Annotated in this window: 20 protein-coding genes; 10 read left to right on the top strand and 10 right to left on the bottom strand. The window is 72.5% G+C overall.

Annotated features, from left to right (window positions below; all coding sequences use genetic code 11):
• Positions 1–92 precede the first annotated feature (92 nt).
• Positions 93–1,250 (top strand): acyl-CoA dehydrogenase family protein, encoded by a 1,158-nt coding sequence (locus KUM32_RS23800; protein ID WP_217143976.1) that lies wholly within the window; start codon positions 93–95, stop codon positions 1,248–1,250.
• Between the two features lie 20 nt (positions 1,251–1,270).
• On the top strand, positions 1,271–2,146 hold the full coding sequence (locus tag KUM32_RS23795; protein WP_217143975.1) for an acyl-CoA thioesterase II: 876 nt from the start codon (positions 1,271–1,273) through the stop codon (positions 2,144–2,146).
• Positions 2,147–2,939: 793 nt separating this feature from the next.
• Here the strand turns inward: KUM32_RS23795 and KUM32_RS23790 are convergent.
• Positions 2,940–3,731 (bottom strand): phosphatase, encoded by a 792-nt coding sequence (locus KUM32_RS23790; RefSeq protein ID WP_217143974.1) that lies wholly within the window; start codon positions 3,729–3,731, stop codon positions 2,940–2,942.
• Positions 3,732–3,792: 61 nt separating this feature from the next.
• Positions 3,793–5,334, bottom strand: coding sequence for a PucR family transcriptional regulator (locus KUM32_RS23785; RefSeq protein WP_217144090.1), 1,542 nt, complete (start codon positions 5,332–5,334; stop codon positions 3,793–3,795).
• Between the two features lie 207 nt (positions 5,335–5,541).
• Between KUM32_RS23785 and speB the strand changes: the two genes are divergently transcribed.
• Together speB and KUM32_RS23775 are read left to right on the top strand one after the other, a co-directional pair.
• Positions 5,542–6,513 (top strand): agmatinase, encoded by a 972-nt coding sequence (speB, locus tag KUM32_RS23780; RefSeq protein ID WP_217143973.1) that lies wholly within the window; start codon positions 5,542–5,544, stop codon positions 6,511–6,513.
• Positions 6,510–8,195, top strand: a complete 1,686-nt coding sequence (locus tag KUM32_RS23775) for a thiamine pyrophosphate-binding protein (RefSeq protein WP_217143972.1) — start codon at positions 6,510–6,512, stop codon at positions 8,193–8,195. The genes speB and KUM32_RS23775 overlap by 4 nt, the downstream gene beginning before the upstream one ends.
• 10 nt (positions 8,196–8,205) lie before the next feature.
• On the opposite strand, the gene KUM32_RS23770 is transcribed toward KUM32_RS23775, so the two are convergent.
• The 5 genes from KUM32_RS23770 to KUM32_RS23750 form a co-directional block, all read right to left on the bottom strand.
• A complete protein-coding gene (locus tag KUM32_RS23770; protein ID WP_217143971.1) occupies positions 8,206–9,036 on the bottom strand; it encodes an endonuclease I family protein in 831 nt (276 codons plus the stop codon).
• Between the two features lie 150 nt (positions 9,037–9,186).
• Positions 9,187–11,361, bottom strand: coding sequence for a glycosyltransferase family 39 protein (locus tag KUM32_RS23765; RefSeq protein ID WP_217143970.1), 2,175 nt, complete (start codon positions 11,359–11,361; stop codon positions 9,187–9,189).
• Between the two features lie 74 nt (positions 11,362–11,435).
• Positions 11,436–11,975, bottom strand: a complete 540-nt coding sequence (locus KUM32_RS23760; RefSeq protein ID WP_254406029.1) for a hypothetical protein — start codon at positions 11,973–11,975, stop codon at positions 11,436–11,438.
• Positions 11,976–12,139: 164 nt separating this feature from the next.
• Complete coding sequence (locus KUM32_RS23755) at positions 12,140–12,364, bottom strand: DUF397 domain-containing protein (protein ID WP_217143968.1); 225 nt, start codon at positions 12,362–12,364, stop codon at positions 12,140–12,142.
• A complete protein-coding gene (locus KUM32_RS23750; protein ID WP_217143967.1) occupies positions 12,357–13,151 on the bottom strand; it encodes a helix-turn-helix transcriptional regulator in 795 nt (264 codons plus the stop codon). Before KUM32_RS23750 ends, KUM32_RS23755 begins: the two co-directional genes overlap by 8 nt.
• A 162-nt stretch (positions 13,152–13,313) precedes the next feature.
• Here KUM32_RS23750 and KUM32_RS23745 point away from each other — a divergent pair, with 162 nt between their 5' ends.
• Positions 13,314–13,637 (top strand): hypothetical protein, encoded by a 324-nt coding sequence (locus KUM32_RS23745; RefSeq protein ID WP_217144097.1) that lies wholly within the window; start codon positions 13,314–13,316, stop codon positions 13,635–13,637.
• Positions 13,634–13,915 carry a hypothetical protein gene (locus KUM32_RS23740; protein ID WP_217143966.1) on the top strand — a complete coding sequence of 94 codons (282 nt, stop codon included), beginning with the start codon at positions 13,634–13,636 and terminating at the stop codon, positions 13,913–13,915. Before KUM32_RS23745 ends, KUM32_RS23740 begins: the two co-directional genes overlap by 4 nt.
• Positions 13,916–13,925: 10 nt before the next feature.
• Here KUM32_RS23740 and KUM32_RS23735 read toward each other — a convergent pair whose 3' ends face one another.
• Complete coding sequence (locus KUM32_RS23735) at positions 13,926–14,297, bottom strand: hypothetical protein (protein WP_217143965.1); 372 nt, start codon at positions 14,295–14,297, stop codon at positions 13,926–13,928.
• 102 nt (positions 14,298–14,399) lie between these two features.
• Here KUM32_RS23735 and KUM32_RS23730 point away from each other — a divergent pair, with 102 nt between their 5' ends.
• From KUM32_RS23730 to KUM32_RS23715, 4 genes are all read left to right on the top strand, one after another.
• Positions 14,400–15,389: an esterase-like activity of phytase family protein gene (locus KUM32_RS23730; RefSeq protein WP_217143964.1), complete on the top strand. Its 990-nt coding sequence runs from the start codon at positions 14,400–14,402 to the stop codon at positions 15,387–15,389.
• An 89-nt stretch (positions 15,390–15,478) separates the two neighbouring features.
• Complete coding sequence (locus KUM32_RS23725) at positions 15,479–19,246, top strand: ABC transporter ATP-binding protein (protein WP_217143963.1); 3,768 nt, start codon at positions 15,479–15,481, stop codon at positions 19,244–19,246.
• Positions 19,247–19,374: 128 nt separating this feature from the next.
• Positions 19,375–19,716, top strand: coding sequence for a hypothetical protein (locus KUM32_RS23720; RefSeq protein ID WP_308408707.1), 342 nt, complete (start codon positions 19,375–19,377; stop codon positions 19,714–19,716).
• Positions 19,717–19,851: 135 nt separating this feature from the next.
• The gene (locus KUM32_RS23715; RefSeq protein ID WP_217143961.1) at positions 19,852–21,276 is read left to right on the top strand and encodes a S28 family serine protease; all 1,425 of its coding nucleotides are present in this window, start codon (positions 19,852–19,854) and stop codon (positions 21,274–21,276) included.
• 56 nt (positions 21,277–21,332) lie between these two features.
• Here the strand turns inward: KUM32_RS23715 and KUM32_RS23710 are convergent, their stop codons facing one another.
• On the bottom strand, positions 21,333–21,983 hold the full coding sequence (locus tag KUM32_RS23710) for a hypothetical protein (protein WP_217143960.1): 651 nt from the start codon (positions 21,981–21,983) through the stop codon (positions 21,333–21,335).
• Between the two features lie 124 nt (positions 21,984–22,107).
• Positions 22,108–23,955 (bottom strand): glycoside hydrolase family 3 protein, encoded by a 1,848-nt coding sequence (locus KUM32_RS23705; protein ID WP_217143959.1) that lies wholly within the window; start codon positions 23,953–23,955, stop codon positions 22,108–22,110.
• Between the last annotated feature and the right edge of the window lie 402 nt (positions 23,956–24,357).

Genomic DNA, 24,357 nt, shown 5'->3' with positions numbered 1-24,357 from the left:
GTTACCCGCCGCCCGCTCTGGACGCCCCTCCCTACCCGCCGGTACGGTGAGTTCTGAGCAAGCGCTTAGATACGTACCCTGGAGGTGGCGCGGTGCGCCGTACGGTGTTCAACGAGGACCACGAGGCGTTCCGGGAGACCCTCCGCGCCTTCATCGAGGCCGAGGTCGTCCCCGTCTACGACGAGTGGTTCGCCGCGGGCCAGGCGCCGCGCGAGTTCTACTACAAGCTCGGTGAGCTGGGCATATTCGGCATCAACGTGCCCGAGGAGTTCGGCGGCGCGGGCATGGACAGCCACAAGTTCGAGGCCGTCCTCTACGAGGAGACCGCCCGCGCGGGCGTCCAGTTCGGCGGCTCCGGCGTGCACGTGCTGCTCGCCCTGCCCTACATCAACATGCTGGCCACCGACGAGCAGAAGAAGCGCTACCTGCCGAAGTTCGTCACCGGCGAGGAGATGTGGGCCATCGCGATGACGGAGCCGGGCACCGGCTCCGACCTCGCGGGCATGAAGTCCACCGCCAAGCTCTCCGAGGACGGCACCCACTACGTCCTCAACGGCGCCAAGACCTTCATCACCGGCGGTGTGCACGCCGACCGGGTGATCGTCTGCGCCCGCACCGCCGCCCCCACGGCCGAGGACCGCCGTCACGGCATCTCCCTGTTCGCCGTGGACACCAAGTCCGAGGGCTACTCGGTCGGCCGCAAGCTGGACAAGCTGGGCCTGCGCACCTCCGACACCGCCGAGCTGGCCTTCGTCGACGTCAAGGTGCCCGTCGAGGACCTGCTCGGCGAGGAGAACAAGGGCTTCTCCTACCTCGGCCACAACCTGGCCTCCGAGCGCTGGGGCATCGCCTTCGGCGCCTACGCCCAGGCCAAGGCCGCCGTCCGCTTCGCCAAGCAGTACGTGCAGGAGCGCACCGTCTTCGGCAAGCCGGTCGCCCACTTCCAGAACACCAAGTTCGAACTGGCCGCCTGCCAGGCCGAGGTGGACGCCGCCGAGGCCGTCGCCGACCGCGCCACCGAGGCCCTGGACGCCGGTGAGCTCACCCCCGCCGAGGCCGCCAGCGCCAAGCTGTTCTGCACCGAGGTCGCCCACCGCGTCATCGACCGCTGCCTCCAGCTGCACGGCGGCTACGGCTACATGAACGAGTACCCGATCGCGCGCCTGTACGCCGACAACCGTGTCAACCGCATCTACGGCGGCACCAGCGAGGTCATGAAGATGATCATCGCGAAGGACATGGGTCTGTAGACCCCGGGGCCCTGCGGGACATGAGCGAACCACTCCAGGCCCTCCTCGATCTGCTCGACCTCGAGCGGATCGAGGAGGACATCTTCCGCGGCCGGTCCCGCTCGGGCGTCGTGCCCCGCGTCTTCGGCGGACAGGTGGCGGCCCAGGCCCTGGTCGCCGCCGGCCGCACCGTCCCCGCGGACCGGTCCGCGCACTCCCTGCACGCGTACTTCCTGCGCCCCGGCGACCCGGACGCCCCCATCGTCTACAACGTCGACCGCCTGCGCGACGGCCGCTCCTTCACCACCCGCCGCGTGGTCGCCGTCCAGCACGGCAAGCCGGTCTTCGGCCTCTCGGCCTCCTTCCAGACGTACGAGGAGGGCCTGGACCACCAGGCCCCGATGCCGTCCGCACCGGACCCGGCCACCCTCCCCACCGGCGAGGAGCGGCTGCGGAGCTACCCGCACCTGCCCGCCGAGACCGTGGAGCGGTTCCTGGAGGCCCGCGCGGCCGTGGACCTGCGCTACGTCGACGACCCGCCGTTCGGCGACTTCGGCCGGCCGCGCGAGCCGCGCTCCCAGGTGTGGTTCCGCACCGACGGCAAGCTCGGCGGCGCCGTCGACGAACCGCTCCTGCACGTCGCCCTCGCCACCTACGTCTCCGACATGACCCTCCTCGACCCGGTCCTGCTCGCGCACGGCCGCGGCGGCTGGGCCGTCGGCGACGTCGTCGGGGCCTCGCTGGACCACGCGATGTGGTTCCACCGGCCCTTCCGCGTCGACGAGTGGCTGCTGTACGACCAGCAGTCGCCGTCCGCGTCCGGCGGCCGGGGCCTCGGCCAGGCCCGCATCTACACCCAGGACGGGCGGCTCGCCCTCTCGGTCGTCCAGGAGGGCGTGGTGCGCGTCCCCCGGTGACACCCTTGTGCGCCCTGGGGCGCCCGAGGTGCCGGGTGGCGCATACGGGACTAGGCTCTATGAGTGAAAGGCCGCAGGCACGGCGTACCCGACCGATCCGGTCTCCGTACCTCTGGACCAGGGCCGCAGAGCCCGCCCGTGAACCTTTCCGGGCGGTCCGAGGGCATCGGCGGTCGAGCCGTGCCCCTGTGAAAAACGCGGTGACGCCCAAGACCGAGCCGCACGCTTTCCGTGCGGCAGCGGCCATCCACTCCCGCCCTCCCCTCGGGGACACGCGGGAGACGATGGAACGAAGGGGAATTCTCATGCGAGCACAGCGCACGAAGCGTCTTTTCGCGGTGTCGGCCGCCGGGCTGACGATGGCCGGTGGCATCGCGATAGGCACTGCGGGTACCGCTTCGGCGAACGATTCGTCGCACGACCGTCACGGCAGCTACAGCCGTTACTGCGACGACCACCGCGGCGGGTGGGACGACTGCGACAACGGTCGCGGTCACGACAACGGCCGCGGGCACGACAACGGTCGCGGTCACGACAACGGCTACGGTCACGACAACGGTCGCGGCGGTCACGACAACGGCCGAGGCGGTCACGACAACGGTCACGGCGGCGGTCACGACAACGGCCGCGGTGGCGGTCACGGCGGTGGCGGCGGTCACGGTGGCGGCGGTCACGGCGGTGGCGGTCACGGTGGTGGCGGCGGTCACGGCGGCGGCCGGTGATCCTGCTCTGACAACAGAACGGTGTGCGGCTCCGGAACCGACGGAGCCGCACACCGCGCCGTTCGGGCCCCCTACGCCGCCAGCCCCGCCTCCGCCAGCAGGTACGCCGTCATCGGGTCGTAGTACCGCGGGCTGACCACGTGGTCGTCCAGCGGCACCGCCACCTGGAGGGTGCCCTCCGACTCGGCGAGGAAGAGCGCCGGGTCGTTGCAGTCGGCGTAACCGACGGAGTCCACGCCGTGCTGACCGGCGTACCCGGCCCAGCCGTGGTCGGCGACCACCAGGTCGGGCAGCGGGCGGCCCGCACGCTCCAGGCCGGTCAGGACGGCCTTCATCGGCTCGCCGGAGTGCGTGTGCCACAGCGTGGCGCCGTGCTCCAGCACCGCCACGTCCGCGAACTGCTGGACGTATCCCTCCTCCGTCGTCAGACCCTCGGGGATCACGACGATCTCGCAGCCGGCGGCGCGCAGCGCGGCGGCCGTGGCGCGGTGCACGTCCAGCAGGCCACCCGGGTGGCCGGTCGCGAACAGCACCCGCTGCCCGCCGTCGGCCGCCTTGCGCAGCCGCCCGGCCATGCGCTCCAGCGCGGCCACCGTCAGCTCGGGGTCGATGGTGTCCTGGCCGTACCGGTACTCCGGGTCGTCGTTGACGCCGACCCGCTCCGCCATCACCGCGAGCACGTCCTGCTCGTCGCCCCAGCGGTCGCCCAGCTCCAGGCCGAGCCAGAAGTTGCGGTCGCCGTTCGCCAGCTTCCGGTAGTGGGAGAGGTTGTTCTCTCGGGGCGTCGCGACGTCGCCCGCGATACGCGTTCTGACTAGGTGTTCGGCGAGTTCGGCGCGGCTGGGTGTCCCGGGTATCGGCATGGCTCCATTGTGAGGCAGCCGTCACTCGGCGTCTGCGGCATGCCGCACGCTGGGACGCGGGTCACCTCCGCAGGGCGAACCACAGCTCCATCCGTACGTCCGGGTCGTCGAGGTCGGCGTCCAGCAGGGCCGCGCAGCGGGCGATGCGCTGCCGGACGGTGTTGCGGTGCACGGACAGGGCGACGGCGGTGCGGTCCCAGCTGCCGTGCAGGGAGAGCCAGGCGCGCAGCGTCTCGGTGAGCGCCGGCACGGCCGCGACCGGTGCGAGCAGCGCACGCGCGTGCGCCTCGGCCTCGTCGTCCGGCACGAGGTCGGCGAGCGCGGGCCGGGCGCCGTGCCGGACCAGCGGCACGCGGGTGGCCCTGGCCCGGGCCAGGGCGCGGGCCGCCTGGGCGTCGGCGGCCGGCCACTCGGCGGGGGTGACGGGGGCGCTGACCCCGAGCGTCCAGCCGGGCAGAGCGCCGGGGCCGGATACGGGGCCCGTCCCCGGTCCGGCCTGCGGGGTGGCCGGTACGAGTACCCGTACGGCGTCCCCGGCCGGATCGACCAGCGCGGAGCCGAGGGCCGCGCCCAGCGCCGAGGCGGACACCGGGTCGGGGGAGCCGGTGTGCGGGCGGGCGTGGACGACGTGCCAGTGGCCGCCGCCCTCGCCGTCCCCTCCGCCGAGCAGCGGCGCGACCTGCTCGGGCCGCGCTCCCAGCAGCAGCCGTACGAGCGCGGAGGAGCGGGCCGCGCCCGTGCCGCCCTGGTGCTCGCCGGTGAGCAGGGAGAGCAGCACGGCGGCGACCGAGGCGATGGTGTGGTCCCCCGACTGGTCCCCCGGCCTGTCCCCCGGATCGCGGTGCGGGGCCGCGACCCCGAGGACGAAGCCCCGCCCGGTGCCGAGGGCGTACGCGGCGAGACGGGTGCCCGCGACGGTGTCCGTGGCGGTGGTGGAGGCGTGGCCGGTGACGACCCGGGCCAGCTCCGCCAGCGCCCGCCGCGCCTCGCCCTCCGGCTCCCGTCCCGCCGCCGCGATCTCCGTGCCCTCCGGTCCGTACAGCACCGCCCGCCCGTCGAGGCGGGTGGCCAGCCGGCGCAGCACCGACGGCACCGGGTCGGGACGGGAGGCCGCGGCGGCCAGGCCCTGCTGGGCCTCGGAGATCCGGCGCAGCTCGGCCAGCCGGGCCTGAGCCATCAGCTGCCACACCGCGCGGGCCACGCCCGAGAACGTCGTCCGCGGCGGCACCTCCAGCAGCGGCAGCCCGTACGCCTCGCAGGCCGCGGCCAGCTCCTCGGGCACGGTGTCGTGCACGGGCGCCACCCCGAAGCCGAGCGCGGCGCCGCCCGCCGCCGAGATCCGGGAGACATAGGCGTCGAAGTAGCCCCGCGCGTCCGCGTCCCGCGGGATGTGCACGCCCGCCGTCAGCAACAGCTCGCCGCCCAGCAGATACGGAAAGGGATCGGACATCTCCGAGGCGTGCGCCCCGTGGATGCTCACGTCCGCGGCCGGGGGCCCGGCGATCTGGCGCAGGCCCAGGTCCTCCCGCGACACCAAGGCCGCGAGGGACACCGGGGGAGTGGGAGGCGTGGGAGGCGCAGGGGGGACGGCCGGCTCCCGCATGACGGACATGTGATGGATATTCCCTCCGTTCGGGCGGCCCCGAACGGATGAAACGTACACTTCGCAGCCGCGTTCCGGCCACCTAGTGTCGACCCGGGCCGGACCGCCCGAACGCGGCCCTCCGGTCCGAACCGGCGGCCCCGGCTCACCAGTACAGTCGGACAGCAGCAGTACATACGCGACGAAGCGTAAGAAGGAAGGCAGTGCATGAGCAGCAACGAGACGCCCCGCGGCCCGGTCGACTCCTCCCGCGTCCCCCGGTACGCCGGTCCCGCGACCTTCGCCCGGCTGCCCCGCCTGGACGAGGTCACGACCGCCGACGTCGCCGTCGTGGGCGTGCCGTTCGACTCGGGCGTCTCGTACCGGCCCGGCGCCCGCTTCGGCGGCAACGCCATCCGCGAGGCCTCCCGCCTGCTGCGCCCCTACAACCCGGCCCAGGACGCCTCCCCGTTCGCCCTCGCCCAGGTCGCGGACGGCGGTGACATCGCCGTGAACCCCTTCAACATCAACGAGGCCGTCGAGACCATCGAGGCCGCCGCCGACGACCTCCTCGGCACCGGCGCCCGCCTGATGACCCTGGGCGGCGACCACACCATCGCGCTCCCGCTGCTGCGCTCGGTCGCGAAGAAGCACGGCCCGGTCGCCCTGCTCCACTTCGACGCCCACCTGGACACGTGGGACACCTACTTCGGCGCCGAGTACACGCACGGCACGCCGTTCCGGCGCGCGGTGGAGGAGGGCGTCCTCGACACGTCGGCCCTGTCCCACGTGGGTACCCGCGGCCCCCTGTACGGCAAGCAGGACCTCACCGACGACGAGAAGATGGGCTTCGGCATCGTCACCTCGTCGGACGTCTACCGCCGTGGCGCCGACGAGGTCGCCGACCAGCTCCGCCAGCGCATCGGCGACCGCCCCCTCTACATCTCCATCGACATCGACTGCCTGGACCCCGCCCACGCCCCCGGCACCGGCACGCCCGAGGCCGGCGGCATGACCTCCCGCGAGCTGCTGGAGATCCTGCGCGGCCTGGCGTCCTGCAACCTGGTGTCGGCCGACGTCGTCGAGGTGGCCCCCGCGTACGACCACGCGGAGATCACGTCGGTGGCGGCCTCCCACACCGCGTACGAACTGACGACGATCATGTCCCGGCAGATCGCCCAGGAGAAGGCGGCGCGGTGACCCACGACCACGACCTGGTACTCCGTCCGACCGCCGCCCAGACGGAGGCCGCGCTGCACCCTCCCTCCGGCCGCACCGGCGGGGACCTGGTCGTGGAGACCCTGGCCGGGCTCGGCGCGGCCACCGTCTTCGGGCTGCCCGGCCAGCACGCCCTCGGCCTGTTCGACGCGCTGCGCCGCTCCGGCCTGCGCTACATCGGTCTGCGGGTGGAGAACAACGCCGGTTTCGCGGCGGACGCCTACGGCCGCATCACCGGCGAGGCGGCGCCGCTGCTGCTGTCGACCGGGCCGGGCGCCCTGACCTCCCTGGCCGCGCTCCACGAGGCACGGGCGGCCTCCGCCCCCGTCCTGGCGATCACCAGTCAGGTCCCGACGGCCGGCCTGGGCGGCGGCCGTCACGGCTACCTGCACGAACTTCCCGACCAGGCGGCCTCCTTCCGGGGCGTGGTGAAGTCCGTCCACACGGTCCGCACCCAGTCCCAGATCCCGTCCGCGATCGCGGAGGCGTGGACGTCGGCGCTGACCGTCCCGCACGGCCCGGTGTGGGTGGAGATCCCCTCGGACGTCCTGCTGTCCGAGACGACGATCCCGGTGGTGACGGGCGGCGACACCCTCCCCGAGGAGCTGCCGCCGCGCCCCGAACTGACGGCGGTGGCGGCCGATCTGCTGTCGCGGGCCGCCCGTCCGGCGATCGTCGCGGGCGGCGGAGTCGTCCGGGCGGACGCGTCGAAGAAGCTGCGGCAGCTCGCGGAGCGGCTCCGGGCGCCCGTCGTCACGACCTTCGGCGGCAAGGGCGCGTTCCCGTGGACGCACCCGCTCTCCCTCCAGTCCTGGCTGGAGGACCGCCACATGACGGACTTCCTGGAGGACGCCGACGTACTCCTCGTCGTCGGTTCGGGCCTCGGCGAACTCTCGTCGAACTACCACACGTTCAGGCCGCGTGGCCGGGTCGTCCAGATCGAGGCCGACCTCGGCAAGCTGGAGTCCAACCACCCGGCGCTCGGTATCCACGCCGACGCCCGCCTCGCTCTCCAGGCCCTGCTGGAGACGGTCGGGGAGCGGACCGATCCGGCCGCACCGGAGCGCGTGCGGGACGTACTGGGCAAGGTCCGCGAACGCGTCGCGGCCCAGGACCTCACCCTCGAACAGGACGTCCTGGCGGCCGTACGCAAGGCCCTTCCGTCCGGCGCCCCGTCCTTCTGGGACATGACCATCCTGGCCTACTGGGCGTGGTCGGCCTTCGACGCCGAGGCCCCCAACACCATGCACTCGGCCCAGGGCGCCGGCGGCCTGGGCTACGGGTTCCCGGCGGCACTGGGAGCCGCGGTCGCCGACCCCACCCGTCCGGTGCTGGCGGTGTCCGGCGACGGCGGCGCCCTGTACTCCGTCGCCGAACTGGCCACTGCCCGCCAGTACGACCTGAACGTCACCTGGCTGATCGTCGACGACGGCGGCTACGGCATCCTGCGCGAGTACATGACAGACGCCTTCGGCCACTCCACGGGGACGGAGCTGACCGGCCCCGACTACGTGGCGCTGGCCGAGTCGTTCGGGGTGCCCGGGGTGCGTACGTCACCGGAGACCCTGGAGGCGGACCTCGCGGAGGCGCTCGCGGCACCGGGCCCGTCGGTGGTCGTCCTCCCCGCCGTACTGCGGATGTTCGCGCCGACGCACCTCGGCTGACCCGGAGCGTCTACCAGATCGCCTCGACCCACTCCGGGTGGTCGACGAACGGGTTGCGGTTGTGCTGGTAGGAGTCGTGGATGACCTGGTTGCGGCGCTCCTCGAAGGCGTCCGGCGGGTCCTCGTCGTTCCACTCCTTCAGCACGGCGAGCTTGCCCATGTAGGGGTTGCTGCCGTTGTTCACGCTGCCGTTGACCTCCAGGTCGGCCCAGCCGTCGCCGCCCTCGTAGCGGACCGCCATGTAGAAGATCATGCGGGCCACGTCGCCCTTGACGGCGTCCCGGGGCTCGAAGGAGTCGGAGTCGGTGAGGCTGCCGCCACCGCCCGCGACGGCGCCGCCGCCGTTGTCGAAGTCCTTGTTGCCCCGGACGCTGTTGATCCTGACGTCCTCGGGGCGCAGGTGGTGCAGGTCGGTGCCGGGCCCGATCGAGGTGCCGAAGTCGCCGTGGGACTTGGCCCACACGTGCTCGCGGTTCCAGTCGCCGGTGTCGCCGCCGTTCAGGGACTTGCTGCGGGAGACGCCCGAGTAGAGCAGGATCACGTTGCCGCTGTTGGCGGGGTCCTGGTCGGTGTTCTTCAGCGCGTCCCAGACCGCCGAGTACGAGAGCTTGGTCTGGTCGCTGATGATCGTGTGGAGGGAGGACTTGAGCTCGTCTCCCGTCTTGCCGATCGCGTTCTTGTAGTACGTCGAGTCGTAGTCCGTGGGTGTGACGGTCGTCGGCGTGGGCGTGGCCGTGGCCGTGGCCGGGGTGGTGGTCAGGGCGGGGGCGGCGAGGCCGGCGAGGACGACGGCCGTGGCGAGGGCCGCCGTCCTCCGGCGCCGTGTGCGCATCGCGAGCATGTGGGGTGTCCGATCTACGCGGGTTGCAAGAAGCGGTGCATCGAGCGTGGCATGGACATGTAGGAGGTGGGGTGTACGGAATGTGTCGATCCGGTGACTTACGGCCCCCGATCGTGGTGTCGGGGACCGCGGTGACGGGTGTGCCGGAAGTCAGTTCACGTCCGAGGGGTCCAAGCGGTAGACGGACGACGTGCTGTCGGTCGAGGGGGACGAGGCCGTCGAGGAGGACGAGGAGGAGGCGCCGTACTCGTCCTCCTCGACGGCCGTACCGTGTTCCCGCACCCACTGGGTGACCTCGGCGCTGGCTCCGGAGCCGCCGCCCATGGCACCGCCCATGCCCTGGCCGCCGACCTGGACGTAGTGCAACTCGCCCTTGCCGACCAGTTCCTTGAGCCGGGTGAGGGTCATCGCGTCGTCGCTGCCGGACCAGCCCCACATGGAGATGACCGGTTCGCCGCTGCCGAGGATGAGCTGCGCGGCGCTCTGCGAACTGGACACCGCCAGCAGCCATGTGGCGCCGTCCTGGTGCTTCTTGAGGTAGGCGATCAGTTCGCTGCTCGCTCCGCCCATACCGCCGCCGCCCATACCGCCGCCGCCGAAGCCGCCGGTACCGCCGGGTCGTTCGCCCGCGCCGCCGTTCGCGCCCGTGCCGCCGTTCGCTGCCGGGCCGTTCCGAGGGGATGTGCCGCCCGCTTCCCCGGCGTCGCCGGGAGCCTGGCCGTTCGCACCGCCGTCCGGGCCGTTCCGGGCGCCTTGTGGTTGCCCGCCGGGCGCCTCGCCACCCCCGCCGCCCGGGGTCCCGCCCCGGCCGCCGTCGTCTCCTCCGCCCGGGCCGCCCGTGCCGCCGCCCGTGGAAGGACCGGCGGTCGGGTTGGTCCCGCCCATGCCGCCGCCCGAGCCGGACGGCACCGACCACGCGTACGCCGCCGGCCCCGCGACCCCGGCGACGACGGCCGCGGTCACGGACACCGCGAGCAGTCGCGTCCGGCGCCCCGAACGGAAGACCAGCAGCCCCGCGACGGCCAGCGCCGTGACCACCGCGATCGCGGGCCACAGCCAGGTGTTCCAGCCGGACGCGCGGCGCAGCAGCACGATCGCCCAGACCCCGGTGACGCCGAGGGCCAGGGGCAGCACCCACGCCCACCGTCGGTCGGTGCGGAAGGCCCGCAGCAGCATGACGCCGCCGCCTCCGCACAGCGCCGCGATGCCCGGCGCGAGGGCGGTCGTGTAGTACGGGTGCATGGTGCCCTCGGCCATGCTGAACGTCAGGTAGTGCAGGACCGTCCAGCCGCCCCACAACAGCAGCGCGGCGCGTGTGAGGTCGGTGCGGGGTGCCCGGCCGCACAGCGCCAGGCCGCCGACGAGCGCGATGCCCGCGAAGGGGAGCAGCCAGGAGATCTGGCCGCCGAGGACGTCGTTGAACATCCGGCCGATGCCCGCCGCGCCCGAGAAGCCGCCGCCTCCGCCGCCGCCCATGTTGCCGTCGCCGCCGAAGATCCGGCCGAGTCCGTTGTAGCCCGTGATCAGGTCCCAGGCCGTGCCGTCCGTCGAACCGCCGATGTACGGCCGTTCGGAGGCGGGCACCAGGGACACCGCCGCCGCCCACCAGAAACTGGAGACGGCGAGGGCGACGGCGGCGAGCACCAGGTTCCTGACCCGCTTGGTCCAGCCGAGGTCCGTCGCGTAGACGTACACGACGAAGAGCGCCGGGAGCGCGATGTAGCCCTGGAGCATCTTGGTGTTGAAGGCGAGCCCGAAGCAGGCCGCCGAGCCCAGCAGGGGCAGCAGCCGCCCGTCGCGGACCGCGCGCAGGCCGAGCGCCGCCCCGCCCACCATCAGGAACACCAGCAGGGTGTCGGGGTTGTTGTCCCGGTTGATGGCGACCGTGATCGGGGTCAGCGCCAGCACCAGCGCGGCGAGTGCCGCCGCGCCGTGGCCCCACACCCGCTTCACCGAGGCGTGCAGGATCCAGATCGTCGCCAGTGCGGCCCCGATCAGCGGCAGCATCATCTGCCAGGTGCCGTATCCGAAGACGCGGCAGGACAGGCCCATGACCATCAGTGCCAGGGGCGGCTTGTCGACGGTCAGGAAGTTCCCCGCGTCCAGCGAACCGAAGAACCATGCCTTCCAGCTCTCGGTGCCGCTGAGCACGGCGGCGCTGTAGAAGGTGTTCAGGCCGGCCCCGGACAGGTTCCAGGCGTACAGCCCGGCTGCCAGGACGAGGATCGCCGGCAGAGCGGGCCGCGACCACCGGGGCGTGTCGGCCGTGGGGGAAGGGGCGGGCGGCTCGGTGGCCGCGTGCAGGGGAGCGGTGGCAGATGTCACCACGCCACCGTGTCCACGGTCGATGGGCACGGGCTGTCGTCCGCCTGGGGACGAGCTGTGAATCCCGGGCGGGGCTACTCCGCCGCGACCGCCCACGGGGTGAGCAGGTCGCGCAGCAGCTCGGTGAAGGCCGCGTCCAGGGTGTCCTCCCGCTCCTGGTCGCCGACGGCCTCGGGGCAGAGGGCCGCGGGACGGGCGATCCACAGGATCTTCCACGGCCGGGAGTGCAGCACGGGGTCGCTCCAGATCCCGCCGCTCGGCGCGAGCGGGTGCAGCAGGTCGCCGACGTACTCCGTCACGACCCGCACCAGCGGGCCGTCGGTCGTGACGTGCGCCGTCGCCAGCGCCGTGGGTGAGGTGCGGGCGACGGCCGCCGTCGTCGGGTGGCGCCGGACGGTGCGTACGACCTGGCAGAGGTGCCCGGTGATCCCCTCGACGGTGCCGTCGCTCGGACGGGTGCGGTGTGCGGCGTCGAAGGCTTGGGCGAGTTCGACCGTCAGTGCGCGCAGATGCAGTGCGGAGACGGTCTTCCAGCTCGTGTAGAGGTAGTTGCGCGAGACTCCGCAAGCGCGGGCGATGTCGGTCACGGACACGTCCAGACCATCGGTGCGCATGAGAGTGCGGACGGTTCTGATCACATGCCCTGTGCCGAGAGGGTTGCGGTCGTGCCAAGGGGCGGGGCTCATGGCCCTATCGTCGAAAAAGCGTGAGCACTTGGGGGGGTTCTGTCATGGGGCCACTCAAATGAGCGAGTGGATGACAGGGAGGGGGGTGGTGTTCACGCTTTTGAGGGGGTGGGGGCTTCCTTGAGGGCGGTGATGAACGCCGTCCAGCCGACCACCGAGAACACCAGCGCCGGCCCCCCCGGCACCTTCGAGTCCCGCACGGGTATCCCAGAAGGATGCCCGTCCATCACCTCCAGACAGCTGCCTGCCTCGTTGCCGCTGTACGTGGACTTGCGCCAGCCTACGAGGTCGGCCGCGTTCGCAATGTTCTCAGGCATCGTCCTTGTAGTCCTTCGCCGTCGACTTGAGCAGGGCAAGCGATTCACGTAGTGACAGTGCATCGCTCAACGCGTGATAGTAGGCGCCCTGCAAACGCTCGACGACGGCTGGACTGTCGTGGATCTTGGCGACGTGGATCCCCTCCGAGTACGCCACGGGGGGCTGGTCCTCGAACCACAGCAGACTCAGCATGCTCTGCATCACCGGATAGGCACCTTGTCGGTGGGGCATCACATGCACCCGGACACGGCCGCTCTCCACGAGCCGGGAAAGATGCGTGAGTTGGTCCGCCATTACCTGCCGGTCACCGACCACGCGGTGCAGCAGTGCCTCGTCCAGCAGCCCCCAGAAGACGGGAGTGGCCGGATCGTCGAGGAGCTTTCCCCGTTCGAGGCGTGTGACAAGGCGCCTGTCACATTCTTCGGCCGTCAACGGAGGGTACGTGGTACCGAGAACAGCACGTGCGTACCCCTCCGTCTGCAGGAGGCCGGGGATGAATGTCACGGCTGACTCCCGGATTGCCACCGCCTGCGCCTCCAGCAGCCGCGCTGCCTCGAAGTAGTCCGCAACCGCGGCCTCGTCCTTCGGAAGGAAGCTGCTCAGCACATCCCCCGTGTTCAGGGCCCGGTCCAGTCGTCGCGCGTCGTCCTTCGACGGCACCCGGCGCCCCGCCTCGATGTGGGCGATGTGCGACCGCGTCATGATGGCCATGTCGGCCAGCTGCTGCTGCGTCAGGTCGGCCGCCTCACGCTGCTGCTTGAGCCAGTCGCCGTAGATGTTGCTCATCCGTTCGACTCCCGTGTGACAAAGGCGTTGTCACATCCGTACCTCTGGCGAGCCTAGCTCCGGCCGTCTCACTCTGTACGCGGATCGCTACGGAAAGCGAGACCCCCGCGACCGTCGCACCGGTCCGGGGGCATGGTCACCGATCGCTACGGAGTCGACGACATGCGTCACCGTACCGCCCGCTTCGCCGGGCTGCCCCTGCTTCTGCTCGACCTGCTCCTGCCGGGGTCGGGCCGACGGCGCCGACGACGTCGTCCCGCGACGACGCCCCCCGCACCCCCGTACCTCGCGGACGTCACCGTCCACCGCACCGGCATGCCCGCCCTGCGCGGTGAGGACAACGCCCTCGTACGCCCCTACCTGCTGGCCCACGAGCGGCGCGAGGAGGCCCGGCGCCAGCGGGTCCGGCGCCGGGCGCTGTGGGTCGCGGTGCACGGCGTCGACCTCGGGCCGCGCGTGCTCCACGGCGTGGAGGCGGCCCGGTGAGCGACGGCACGCGCCCGGCGCGGCTGCTGCCCTGGGTGGGCTCCGAGGGCAAGCCCTGCTACCTGCTGACCGACGGCGGCGGACGGCTGTCCCGGCTCGCCGACGTCATGGAGACCACCCAACTGGCCATGGCCGAGGACCTGCTGGAGCACGCCGCCGACCTGCTCGCCGACGCGCGGGCGACGCCCGAGCAGCTCCGCTTCTGCCTGTCCCGGATGTGCGAGGCGCTGAGGGACGTGCACCGCGTCGCGGAGAGCAGAGGCCTGCGGTTGCGGTGAACGAGGCGGGTCAGTCGAACAGTTCGGGCACCGTCTCCTTGAGTGTCGTGAGTTGGGCCCGGTATCCGGCGTTGAACTCGGCCAGTTCGGGCTTGCCGAGGTTGTCCTTGAGGGCGCCCTGCTTCAGGGGCACCACGGCGGGCATCGCGCGGAACACCTCGGCCATCGCCTCCGCGTGCCGGCCCTTCTGGACAGCGGTCACCAGGTCCTCGAAGAGGTCCAGCTTCAGGGCCTGGATCCGCTGGCGCGGGCTGTCCTTGTCCTTGAACTCGTCCTGGAGGGTCGGCTTGGCGCTGCGGGAGTCCGCGATGAACTTCAGAACCCGCAGCGTCGCGTACAACCGCCCGGCCAGCCTCTGACCGCTTTCCTTCTGCTCCGGCATGGCTCATTACTTGCCATCCCGGTCTCCTTGAACCCCGCTGCGCACCCCGTCCTTCGAAAAGCGGCCAACTTCCGGCCACCCCCGCGCCCTAGGGTGACGCCCATGCGCCCGAGAACCCTCCGCACCGTCCTCGCCACCGTCACCGCAGGCCTCGCGGCGGCCGGCTGCCTGACCGCCGCCGGACCGGCCGCCGCGCAGGCGAAGCCGCCGAGGAACGACTGCTCGCCCGCCGTCTCCCTCACCGGCTACTCCGACGCCCTCGACAAGACCACCCACGGCGACACCTACGTCGGCAACCTCTCCGCCCTCGCCCCCGACCGGCGCGGCTCCCTGGCCGCCCTCTCCGACCGCTCGTCCCTCTTCCGGCTGGACGCGCGCACCCTGGAGCCGCGGGACGTGACCACGCTCGCCGACGAGAGCGGCGCCGCTCTCGACGCCGAGGGACTGGTCGTCGACCGCGACGGCACGTACCTCGTCTCCTCCGAGACCGAGCCGTCCGTCCGCCGCTACTCCCGCACCGGCGACATCCTCGGCCGCCTGCCCGTGCCGGACGACCTGCGGACCGCCCCCGAGGGCCGGGGCCGGGCGAACGGCAGCTTCGAGGGGCTGACGCTCCTCCCCGGCGGCCGGACCCTGCTCGCCTCCATGGAGTACCCGCTCGCCGGCGACCCCGCCGACCTGGTCCGCTTCCAGACCTGGCAGCGCACGGGGCACGGCCCCTTCCGGCTCGGCGCCCAGTACACCTACCGGACCGACCCCGGCCTCGGCGTCTCCGAGGTCACCGCGACCCCCGACGGTCGCCTCCTCGTCCTGGAGCGCGGCTTCACCACCGGCGTCGGCAACACCATCCGGCTGTACCTGGCCGACCGGCACGGTGCCACGCTCGGCAAGAGCCTCCTCGCCGACCTCGCCGCCTGCCCCTCCCTCGGCGCGACCGCCAGGCAGCCCCAGCCGAATCCGCTCCTCGACAACTTCGAGGGGATGGCCGTCACCGGCCGGAGCAAGGGCCGCCTGGACGTCCTGATCGTCAGCGACGACAACCAGAACGCCGTACAGACGACCCGCTTCCTCCGGCTCCGCGTGCGCGCCTGAATCGTTGCCGCGGGATGAAATCCCCGCTCGCACGTGTTGGTGCCTTCCGGTAGATCAGGTGAGCAGGACGACCGACCGGAGGGCACGGCGTGGACGCGCAACGGGGATGGGCACGACGACTGGCGGGCTACGCCTGGCGCTATCCCAAGGACGTCGTCCTCGCCCTTGGCGCCTCGCTGGGCGGCATGGCCGTCATGGCCCTGGTCCCACTGATCACCAAGGTGATCATCGACGACGTGATCGGCGACAAGACCAGGGACATGGCCGTGTGGGCCGGCCTCCTGATAGCCGCCGCCGTCGTCGTGTACGTCCTGACCTACATCCGCCGCTACTACGGCGGCCGACTCGCCCTCGACGTCCAGCACGATCTGCGCACCGACATGTACGGGACCATCACCCGGCTCGACGGGCGGCGGCAGGACGAGCTGTCCACGGGGCAGGTCGTCGGGCGGGCGACCAGTGACCTCCAGCTGATCCAGAGCCTGCTGTTCATGCTCCCGATGACCATCGGGAACGGCCTGCTCTTCCTGATCTCCCTGGTCATCATGGCGTGGCTGTCGCCCCCGCTGACGCTCGTCGCGCTCGCCGTCGCGCCCGCCCTGTGGTTCATCGCCCGGCGCAGCCGCACCCGCCTGCACCCCGCCACCTGGTACGCCCAGGCCCAGGCCGCCGCCGTCGCCGGCGTCGTCGACGGCTCGGTGAGCGGCGTACGCGTGGTGAAGGGCTTCGGGCAGGAGGAGCAGGAGACCGGCAAGCTGAAGGAGGTCGGGCGCAGGCTCTTCGCCGGGCGGCTGCGGACGATCCGGCTGAACGCCACCTACACCCCGGCCCTCCAGGCCGTGCCCGCCCTCGGCCAGGTCGCCATGCTCGCCCTCGGCGGCTGGCTGGCCGTACGGGGGAACATCACGCTCGGCACCTTCGTCGCCTTCTCCACCTACCTCGCCCAGCTCGTCGGCCCGGTCCGCATGCTGGCCATGGTCCTCACCGTCGCCCAGCAGGCCCGCGCCGGCACCGAACGCGTCCTGGAGCTGATCGACACCGAACCCTCGATCGAGGACGGCCGCAAGACCCTCCCCGCGGACGCGCCCGCCACCGTCGAGTTCGACGACGTCGCCTTCGGCTACGACTCGGACTCCGGGAAGGGCACACCCGTCCTCGACGGCCTCTCGTTCGAGATCCGCCCCGGCGAGACGCTGGCCGTCGTCGGTTCCTCCGGCTCCGGCAAGTCCACGGTCTCGCTGCTCCTGCCGCGCTTCTACGACGTGACGCGCGGCGCCGTCCTCGTCGGCGGGCACGACGTGCGCGAGCTGACCCTCGACTCGCTGCGGGCCGCGATCGGGCTCGTGCCCGAGGACTCCTTCCTCTTCTCCGACACCGTGCGCGCCAACATCGCCTACGGCCGTCCGGACGCCACCGACGAGGAGATCGAGGCCGCCGCGCGGGCCGCACAGGCCCACGGGTTCATCAGCGAGCTGCCCGACGGCTACGGGACCACCGTCGGCGAGCACGGCCTGACCCTCTCCGGCGGCCAGCGCCAGCGCGTCGCGCTCGCCCGCGCGATCCTCACCGACCCCAGGCTGCTGGTCCTCGACGACGCCACGTCCGCCGTGGACGCCCGGGTGGAGCACGAGATCCACGAGGCGCTGAAGGAGGTCATGCGGGGCCGCACGACGCTGCTCATCGCCCACCGCCGCTCCACGCTCGGCCTCGCCGACCGCATCGCCGTCCTCGACCGCGGCCGTCTCGCCGACCTCGGGACCCACGAGGAACTCCAGGAGCGCTGCGCGCTCTACCGGCGCCTGCTGACCGACCCCGACGAGCTCGGAGGGATGTCGCCGGGGCACGCCCCGCCCGCGGCACCCGCCGAGGACACCTCCACGGGCGTCCCCCCGCTCGAGTTTGTTCGAGAGTGGGGGAGCGACGAGCTGGACGCCGAATTCGACGCCGAGCGCGGGGTCACCCCACGCCTGTGGACCGGCGACCGCACGCCGAAGGACACCGCCCTCGCCGGCACCCCGGCCACCCCGGAACTCCTCGCCCAGGTCGACGCGCTGCCCCCGGCGGACGGGACCCCGGACGTCGACGAGGCACGGGCGGTCCAGCCGGAGGAGTCGTACGGCCTGCGCCGCCTGCTGCGCGGCTTCGGCGCACCGCTGCTGATCAGCCTCGCCCTCGTCGCCGTCGACGCCGGGACGGGGCTGCTGCTCCCGGTGCTGATCCGGCACGGCATCGACGAGGGCGTCACCCGGGCCGCCCTCGGCGCGGTCTGGGCGGCCTCGCTGCTGGGCCTGCTCGTCGTGCTCGCCCAGTGGGCGGCGCAGAGCGGCGAGATCCGCATGACCGGCCGGACCGGGGAGCGGATCCTCTACTCGCTCCGTCTGAAGATCTTCGCCCAGCTCCAGCGGCTCGGCCTCGACTACTACGAGCGCGAGCTGACCGGCCGGATCATGACCCGGATGACGACGGACGTGGACGCGCTGTCGACGTTCCTGCAGACGGGGCTCGTCACCGCCTTCGTCTCGGTCGTCACCTTCTTCGGCATCATGGCCGCCCTGCTGGTGATCGACGTGCAGCTCGCGCTCGTCGTCTTCGTGACACTGCCGCCGCTGGTCATCGCGACGTACTTCTTCCGCCGGGCCAGCGTGAAGGCGTACGAACTGGCCCGCGAACGGGTGTCCGGCGTCAACGCCGACCTCCAGGAATCGGTGGCGGGACTGCGGATCGTGCAGGCGTTCCGGCGCGAGCACGACGGGGGACGGCGGTTCGCCGAGCACAGCGACAGCTACCGGCGGGCCCGCATCCGGGGGCAGTGGCTGATCTCGGTCTACTTCCCCTTCGTGCAGCTGCTGTCCTCGGCCGCCGCCGCTGCCGTGCTGATCGTCGGCGGCGCGCGGATCGACGACGGGACGCTGACGACCGGCGCGCTGGTGGCGTACCTGCTCTACATCGACCTGTTCTTCGCACCGGTGCAGCAGCTCTCCCAGGTCTTCGACGGCTACCAGCAGGCGACCGTCTCCCTCGGGCGCATCCAGGAGCTGCTGCGGGAGCCGACCTCCACCCGGGCGCCCGAGAAGCCGCTCGACGTCACGTCCCTGCGCGGTGAGATCGCCTTCGAGGACGTGCACTTCACATACGGCGACGACGAGGAAGCGCTCACCGGCATCGACCTGCGCATCCCCGCCGGGCAGACCGTCGCCTTCGTCGGCGAGACCGGCGCGGGCAAGTCGACCCTGGTGAAGCTGGTGGCCCGGTTCTACGACCCGACGGGCGGGCGGGTCACCGCCGACGGGCAGGACCTGCGCGACCTCGACCTCACCGCCTACCGGCACCGCCTGGGCGTCGTCCCGCAGGAGGCCTACCTCTTCCCCGGCACCGTCCGGGACGCCATCGCCTACGGCCGCCCGGACGCCACCGACGCCGAGGTGGAGGCGGCGGCACGCGCGGTCGGCGCCCACGAGATGATCGCGACGCTGGAGGGCGGCTACCTCCACGAGGTCGCCGAACGCGGCCGCAACCTCTCCGCCGGGCAGCGGCAGCTGATCGCGCTGGCCCGCGCCGAGCTGGTCGACCCGGACGTCCTGCTCCTCGACGAGGCGACGGCGGCCCTGGACCTGGCCACCGAGGCGCAGGTCAACCAGGCCACCGACCGGCTCGCCGGCCGCCGTACGACCCTGGTGGTCGCCCACCGGCTGACCACGGCCGCCCGCGCGGACCGGGTCGTCGTCATGGACCACGGGCGGGTCGTCGAGGACGGCACGCACGACGAGCTGCTGGCACTCGACGGACGGTACGCGCGACTGTGGCGGACCTTCATCGGGGCGGCCGAGCCGGAGGAGCCGGCCCGCGCGATGCGATGACATTCGCGCAACCATTCGGCAGGTGTCGTGCGTCCGTACATCCGTACGTCAGTGATCGCCGTTCGGAGGGGACCACAGTGGGCCAGGGTGGCGCTGGAATACGCCGGAGGCTGGCGCTCGGCACGGCCGTGCTGACCGCGGCCGGGCTGCTCGCCGTCGCCGTGCCGCAGGAGGCGCAGGCCGCCACGGCCTGCGCGGGCCGCAAGGTCCGCACGCTCCCGTTCGCCACCGGCTCCGTCCTCGTCTACAAGCGCGGCGGTTACGTCTGTGCCGTCACCCTCCCCAAGAAGCCCGGCACCAGGCGGCAGATGTCCGTCAGTGTGCAGGCGCGCGGCGGCCGGCCGGTCGTGGACTCGGGGAAGTACGCCTACCGGGCGGGGCCGGTGACCGTGCACGCCGGGAAACGCTGCGTGTGGGTGCGGGGCACGGTGTCCCGGGGCTCGGTCAGCTCCGGCTGGATCCTCTGCTGAAGCGGCCGCCGGGCCGCCCCCGGCTGCTCGCGGCTGCTCCCGGCCGCTCCCGGCGGCCATTTCCTCGTCTCCCCTGGTGTGCGGGTGTCCCGCTCCGATAGCTTCCGGCGCACATCTGTTTCACAGGGAGGGTGCATGCGCAAGGCGCTCAGATGGCTGCTGGCGCTCGTGGTGCTCGTGGGTACCGTCAGCACGGCGGGCGCGGCCACCGCCGCCGAGCCGAAGGCCGTCGACATCAAGGACCGGCTGCTGTCCATACCGGGCATGAGCCTCATCGAGGAGAAGCCGTACACCGGTTACCGCTTCTTCGTCCTCAACTACACCCAGCCGGTCGACCACCGGCGCCCGTCCAAGGGCACGTTCCAGCAGCGGATCACCGTGCTGCACAAGGACGTGTCCCGCCCGACGGTCTTCTACACCGGCGGCTACAACGTCTCCACCAACCCCAGCCGCCGTGAGCCGACCCAGATCGTGGACGGCAACCAGGTCTCCATGGAGTACCGCTACTTCACCCCGTCCCGGCCCGCGCCGGCCGACTGGTCCAAGCTGGACATCTGGCAGGCCGCCAGCGACCAGCACCGCATCTTCGAGGCGCTCAAGCCCCTCTACCCCGAGAACTGGATCTCCACCGGCGGCTCCAAGGGCGGCATGACCGCCACCTACTACGAGCGGTTCTACCCGCGTGACATGGACGGCGTCGTCGCCTACGTCGCCCCCAACGACGTGGTGAACCGCGAGGACTCGGCCTACGACCGCTTCTTCGCCCGGGTCGGCACCGAGGAGTGCCGCGACCGGCTGAACGGGGTGCAGCGCGAGGCACTGGTGCGCCGGGCACCGCTGGAGAAGAAGTACGCGGCGTACGCGGCCGAGAACGGCTACACCTTCGACACCATCGGCAGCCTGGACCGCGCGTACGAGGCCGTCGTCCTCGACTACGTCTGGGGCTTCTGGCAGTACAGCACCCTGGAGGACTGCGCCGGCATCCCGGCCGACGCCGAGAACGCCACCGACGACGTCATCTGGGACTCCGTCGACACCGTCTCCGGCTTCTCCGCCTACACCGACCAGGGCCTGGAGACCTACACGCCGTACTACTACCAGGCGGGTACGCAGCTGGGCGCTCCCACGATCCACTTCCCGCACATCGAGCGGAAGTACATCCGCTACGGCTACCAGCCGCCGCGCAACTTCGTGCCCCGGACGATCCCGATGGCGTTCGAGCCGTGGGCGATGCGGGACGTCGACACCTGGGTGAGGAACAACGCCCGTCAGATGCTGTTCGTGTACGGCGAGAACGACCCGTGGGGCGCCGAGCCCTTCCGCCTCGGCCGCGGCGCGCGGGACTCCTACGTCCTCACCGCGCCCGGCATGAACCACGGCGCCAACGTCGCCGGCCTGGTGCCCGAGCAGAAGGCCCTCGCCACGGCCCGCATCCTGGACTGGGCGGGCGTCGCCTCCGCCAAGGTGCAGGAGAACCCGGCGGCGGCCAGGCCGCTGGCGTCGTTCGACGCCAAGCTGGACCGGCGGGACGTGGAGCGCGAGCAGGCACTGCGCCCGTAACCGGGCCGACAGCCGGTCCTTCCGTCCGCACGCGTGCCCGGCCGCTGCTGAGAAGCTCACAGCGGCCGGGCACAGCCCACCGGCCGTTCGCCGCCGATGCGGACGTACAGTCCGGTCGCGGCGGGGCAGTCCGCCCGGTCGGTGACCGCCTCGACCACCTTGAACTGCGGCTTCCGCTCGCCCTTTCCGTCGCACGCGGCCTCGCGGACCTTGCCGTCCCCGGCGTCGCGCACGCAGTCGCCGACGATGGTGCGCGGGCCGCCTCCGCCGCCGGGGTCGCCGGGGTGCGGGGGTTGCAGCCTGCGCATGCAGGCGTAGCCCCGCGGCACGGCGCCGTCGCCGTCCTCGTCGCCGGAGGGCCGCTGCTCGCTGATGTGCAGGACGAAGTCGGTGGTCGCCGGGCACGGCGGCCCGTCGCCCGCCCGGCCGTCCTCCCGGGCCACGACCCGCGCCGCCGCCCGCTCGCTGTCGCACGGCACCTCGGTGGAACCGACCGTGCCGAACGAGCTGCACTCGTCGAGCGCCAGGAACACCGCCCCGTACCCGGACGGCCGGACGGTCGTCGAGGCCGGCGCCCTCTGCCCGCCGAGCCGCCCCTCCCCGCCCCCGTCCGCCGCCCCGGACGGGCCGCGGCAGCCCGTCAGCAGCGTCGCGGCGCACAGCGCCGACAGCGCGCAGAGCGCCCCCGCGGCCCATCTCTCACGCATCGCCGTCCCCCCGGATCCCCGGTCCAGCGTGACCCGCCGCGGCGGGCGCACGCCAGACGCGCGGGGTGCATTGCGCTCGGGTGACGGAAGCGCCCCCGGCGCGTGGCGTAGGGCGCGCTACGTCCTACGACCGGTACGACAGCCCGTGCCCGAGGGGGAAGAGCACCGTCGCCGGATCGTCCGCCCGCACCACCGGCACCGGCAGCTTCCCGCGCGGCCGTACCCGCCCCGCGATCACCCGGGCCGCCGCCCGCACCTCGACGTCGGTCCAGGAGTAGGCCGCCAGGAAGGCGGGGACGCCGGGGAGCTGGGCCACGTCGTACGGATTGCGGATGGCGACCGCGACCACCGGTTTCCCGGTCGCCAGCAGCCGCGTGACGAGCGTCCGCTGGCTGCTGCCCGCCGTGACGTTGTAGGTGGCGACGACCACCGCGTCGGCGTCCCCGGCCGCCGCGACCGCGCGGTCGATGACGGCGGCGGAGGGCGCGGTGCCCGTGGACAGGGCGGTGGCCGTGAAGCCCAGTTTCGTCAGCGCGTCCGCGAGGACGCCCGTGGGCGGGCCGGTCGTGCCCGACGGCGAGGCGGGGTCGGCACCGACGACGAGCAGCCTGCGGTGTTCGGACCGGGACAGCGGCAGCAGCCGCCCCTCGTTGACCAGCACGGTGGTGGTCCGCTCGGCGATCCGGTCGGCCGCGGCCAGGTGCGTCCGGGTGCCGACGGTGCGGTCGACGTCCCGACGGCTGGTGTAGGCGTCGCGGAACAGCCCCAGCTTCGCCTTCAGCCGCAGCACGCGCAGGATCGATTCGTCGAGCCGCGCCTCGGTGAGTTCACCCTCGCGTACGGCCGTCAGCACGGCGTTCCAGGCGAGGCCCAGGTTCGGCGGGTTGAGCAGCTGGTCGACGCCCGCCTTCAGCGCCAGCACCGGTACGCGTGCGTCGCCGTACTTGGACCGTACGCCCTCCATGCCGAGGGAGTCGGTGACCACGACCCCGTCGTAGCCGAGCTCCTCGCGGAGGATGCCGGTGAGGATGGGGTGCGAGAGGGTGGCCGGGTCACCGGAGCCGTCCAGCGCGGGGACCATGAGGTGGGCGGTCATGATCGCGTCGATGCCGGCCTCGATGGCCGCGCGGAAGGGCGGCGCGTCCAGCTTCTCCCACTGCTCGCGGCTGTGCGTGATGACCGGGAGACCGGTGTGGCTGTCGGTGGCGGTGTCCCCGTGCCCGGGGAAGTGCTTGGCGCACGCGGCGACCCCGGACCGCTGGTATCCCGCCACCTCGGCGGCGACCATCCCCGCCACTGCCTGCGGATCGGCGCCGAAGGAACGGACGCCGATCACCGGGTTGGCCGGATTGACGTTGACGTCGGCCACGGGGGCGTAGTCCTGGCGGATGCCCATCGCGCGCAGTTCGGCGCCCGCGATCCGGCCGAGCGTGCGGGCGTCGGACCGCGATCCGCCGGCGCCCACGGCCATCGCGCCGGGGAACAGGGTGGCCGGTTCGCCCACGCGAGCCACGATCCCGTACTCCTGGTCGGTGGAGATGAGGACCGGCAGGCCGCGCGGCAGCTCCAGGGACGCCTTCTGGATGCCGTTGGACAGGTCCGCGATCTGGTGCGGGTCGCGGGTGTTGTGCGCCCAGGCGAAGTAGATGATGCCGCCGACCCGGTACTTGGCGATTGCCTCGGCCGCGGTGCGGACGCCGATCTCCTTGAGGTTGGCGTCGATGTCGGCCTGGTCGGGGGCGGTGGCGGAGTGGCCGTAGACCCGCGTGACGAAGAGCTGGCCGACCTTCTCCTCGAGCGTCATGCGGGAGATGAGGGCACGGAGCTTGTCGTCGTCGGGCCCGCGGGCGTCGGCGTACGCGGTGCCGCCACCGGCCGCCAGGGCCGCGGTGACGACCGCGGTGGCGGTGAGGACGGTACGTCTGGAGGGCTGTGCGGTGCTTCCCGGTCCGGCCGTGCTGCTGTGGTGCACGTGCGCTCCTTCCGGAGTGATCCGCTGGGGAATCGCTGGAGAGCTGCTGAAGGAAACTTCCAAGGAGTCACCAATATCCGGGAAGTTTCTGCCAGTCAAGGGAGCGCACAGGAGTCACCCGAAGCCGGGGCGAGGAGGCCGGAGGGGCCGCCGTCGGCGCTGGGAGGGGGGGGCGCACCGACGGCGGCGCGCTGCCGGCCGGGGTGCGGCGGAGAGGGTGGTCAGCGATCGCAGCCAGCAGCGAGGCCGACACCGCACCGCTCGGACGCATCCGGCAGCGTGCGGGTTGGACGAACGCGGCCCGGCCGGGGTTCCCGGCCGGACAGGGGAAACCCCAAGTCGGTACGGCCGGGGCCGCCGTGACCGGTGGGGCGACGCCGGGCGGCGAACAGGGGTGGGTGC

The sequence above is a fragment of the Streptomyces sp. AC627_RSS907 genome (assembly GCF_019049165.1).
Note: the sequence above shows the minus strand (reverse complement) of the source record. Positions and strands in the feature narration are given on the sequence as shown.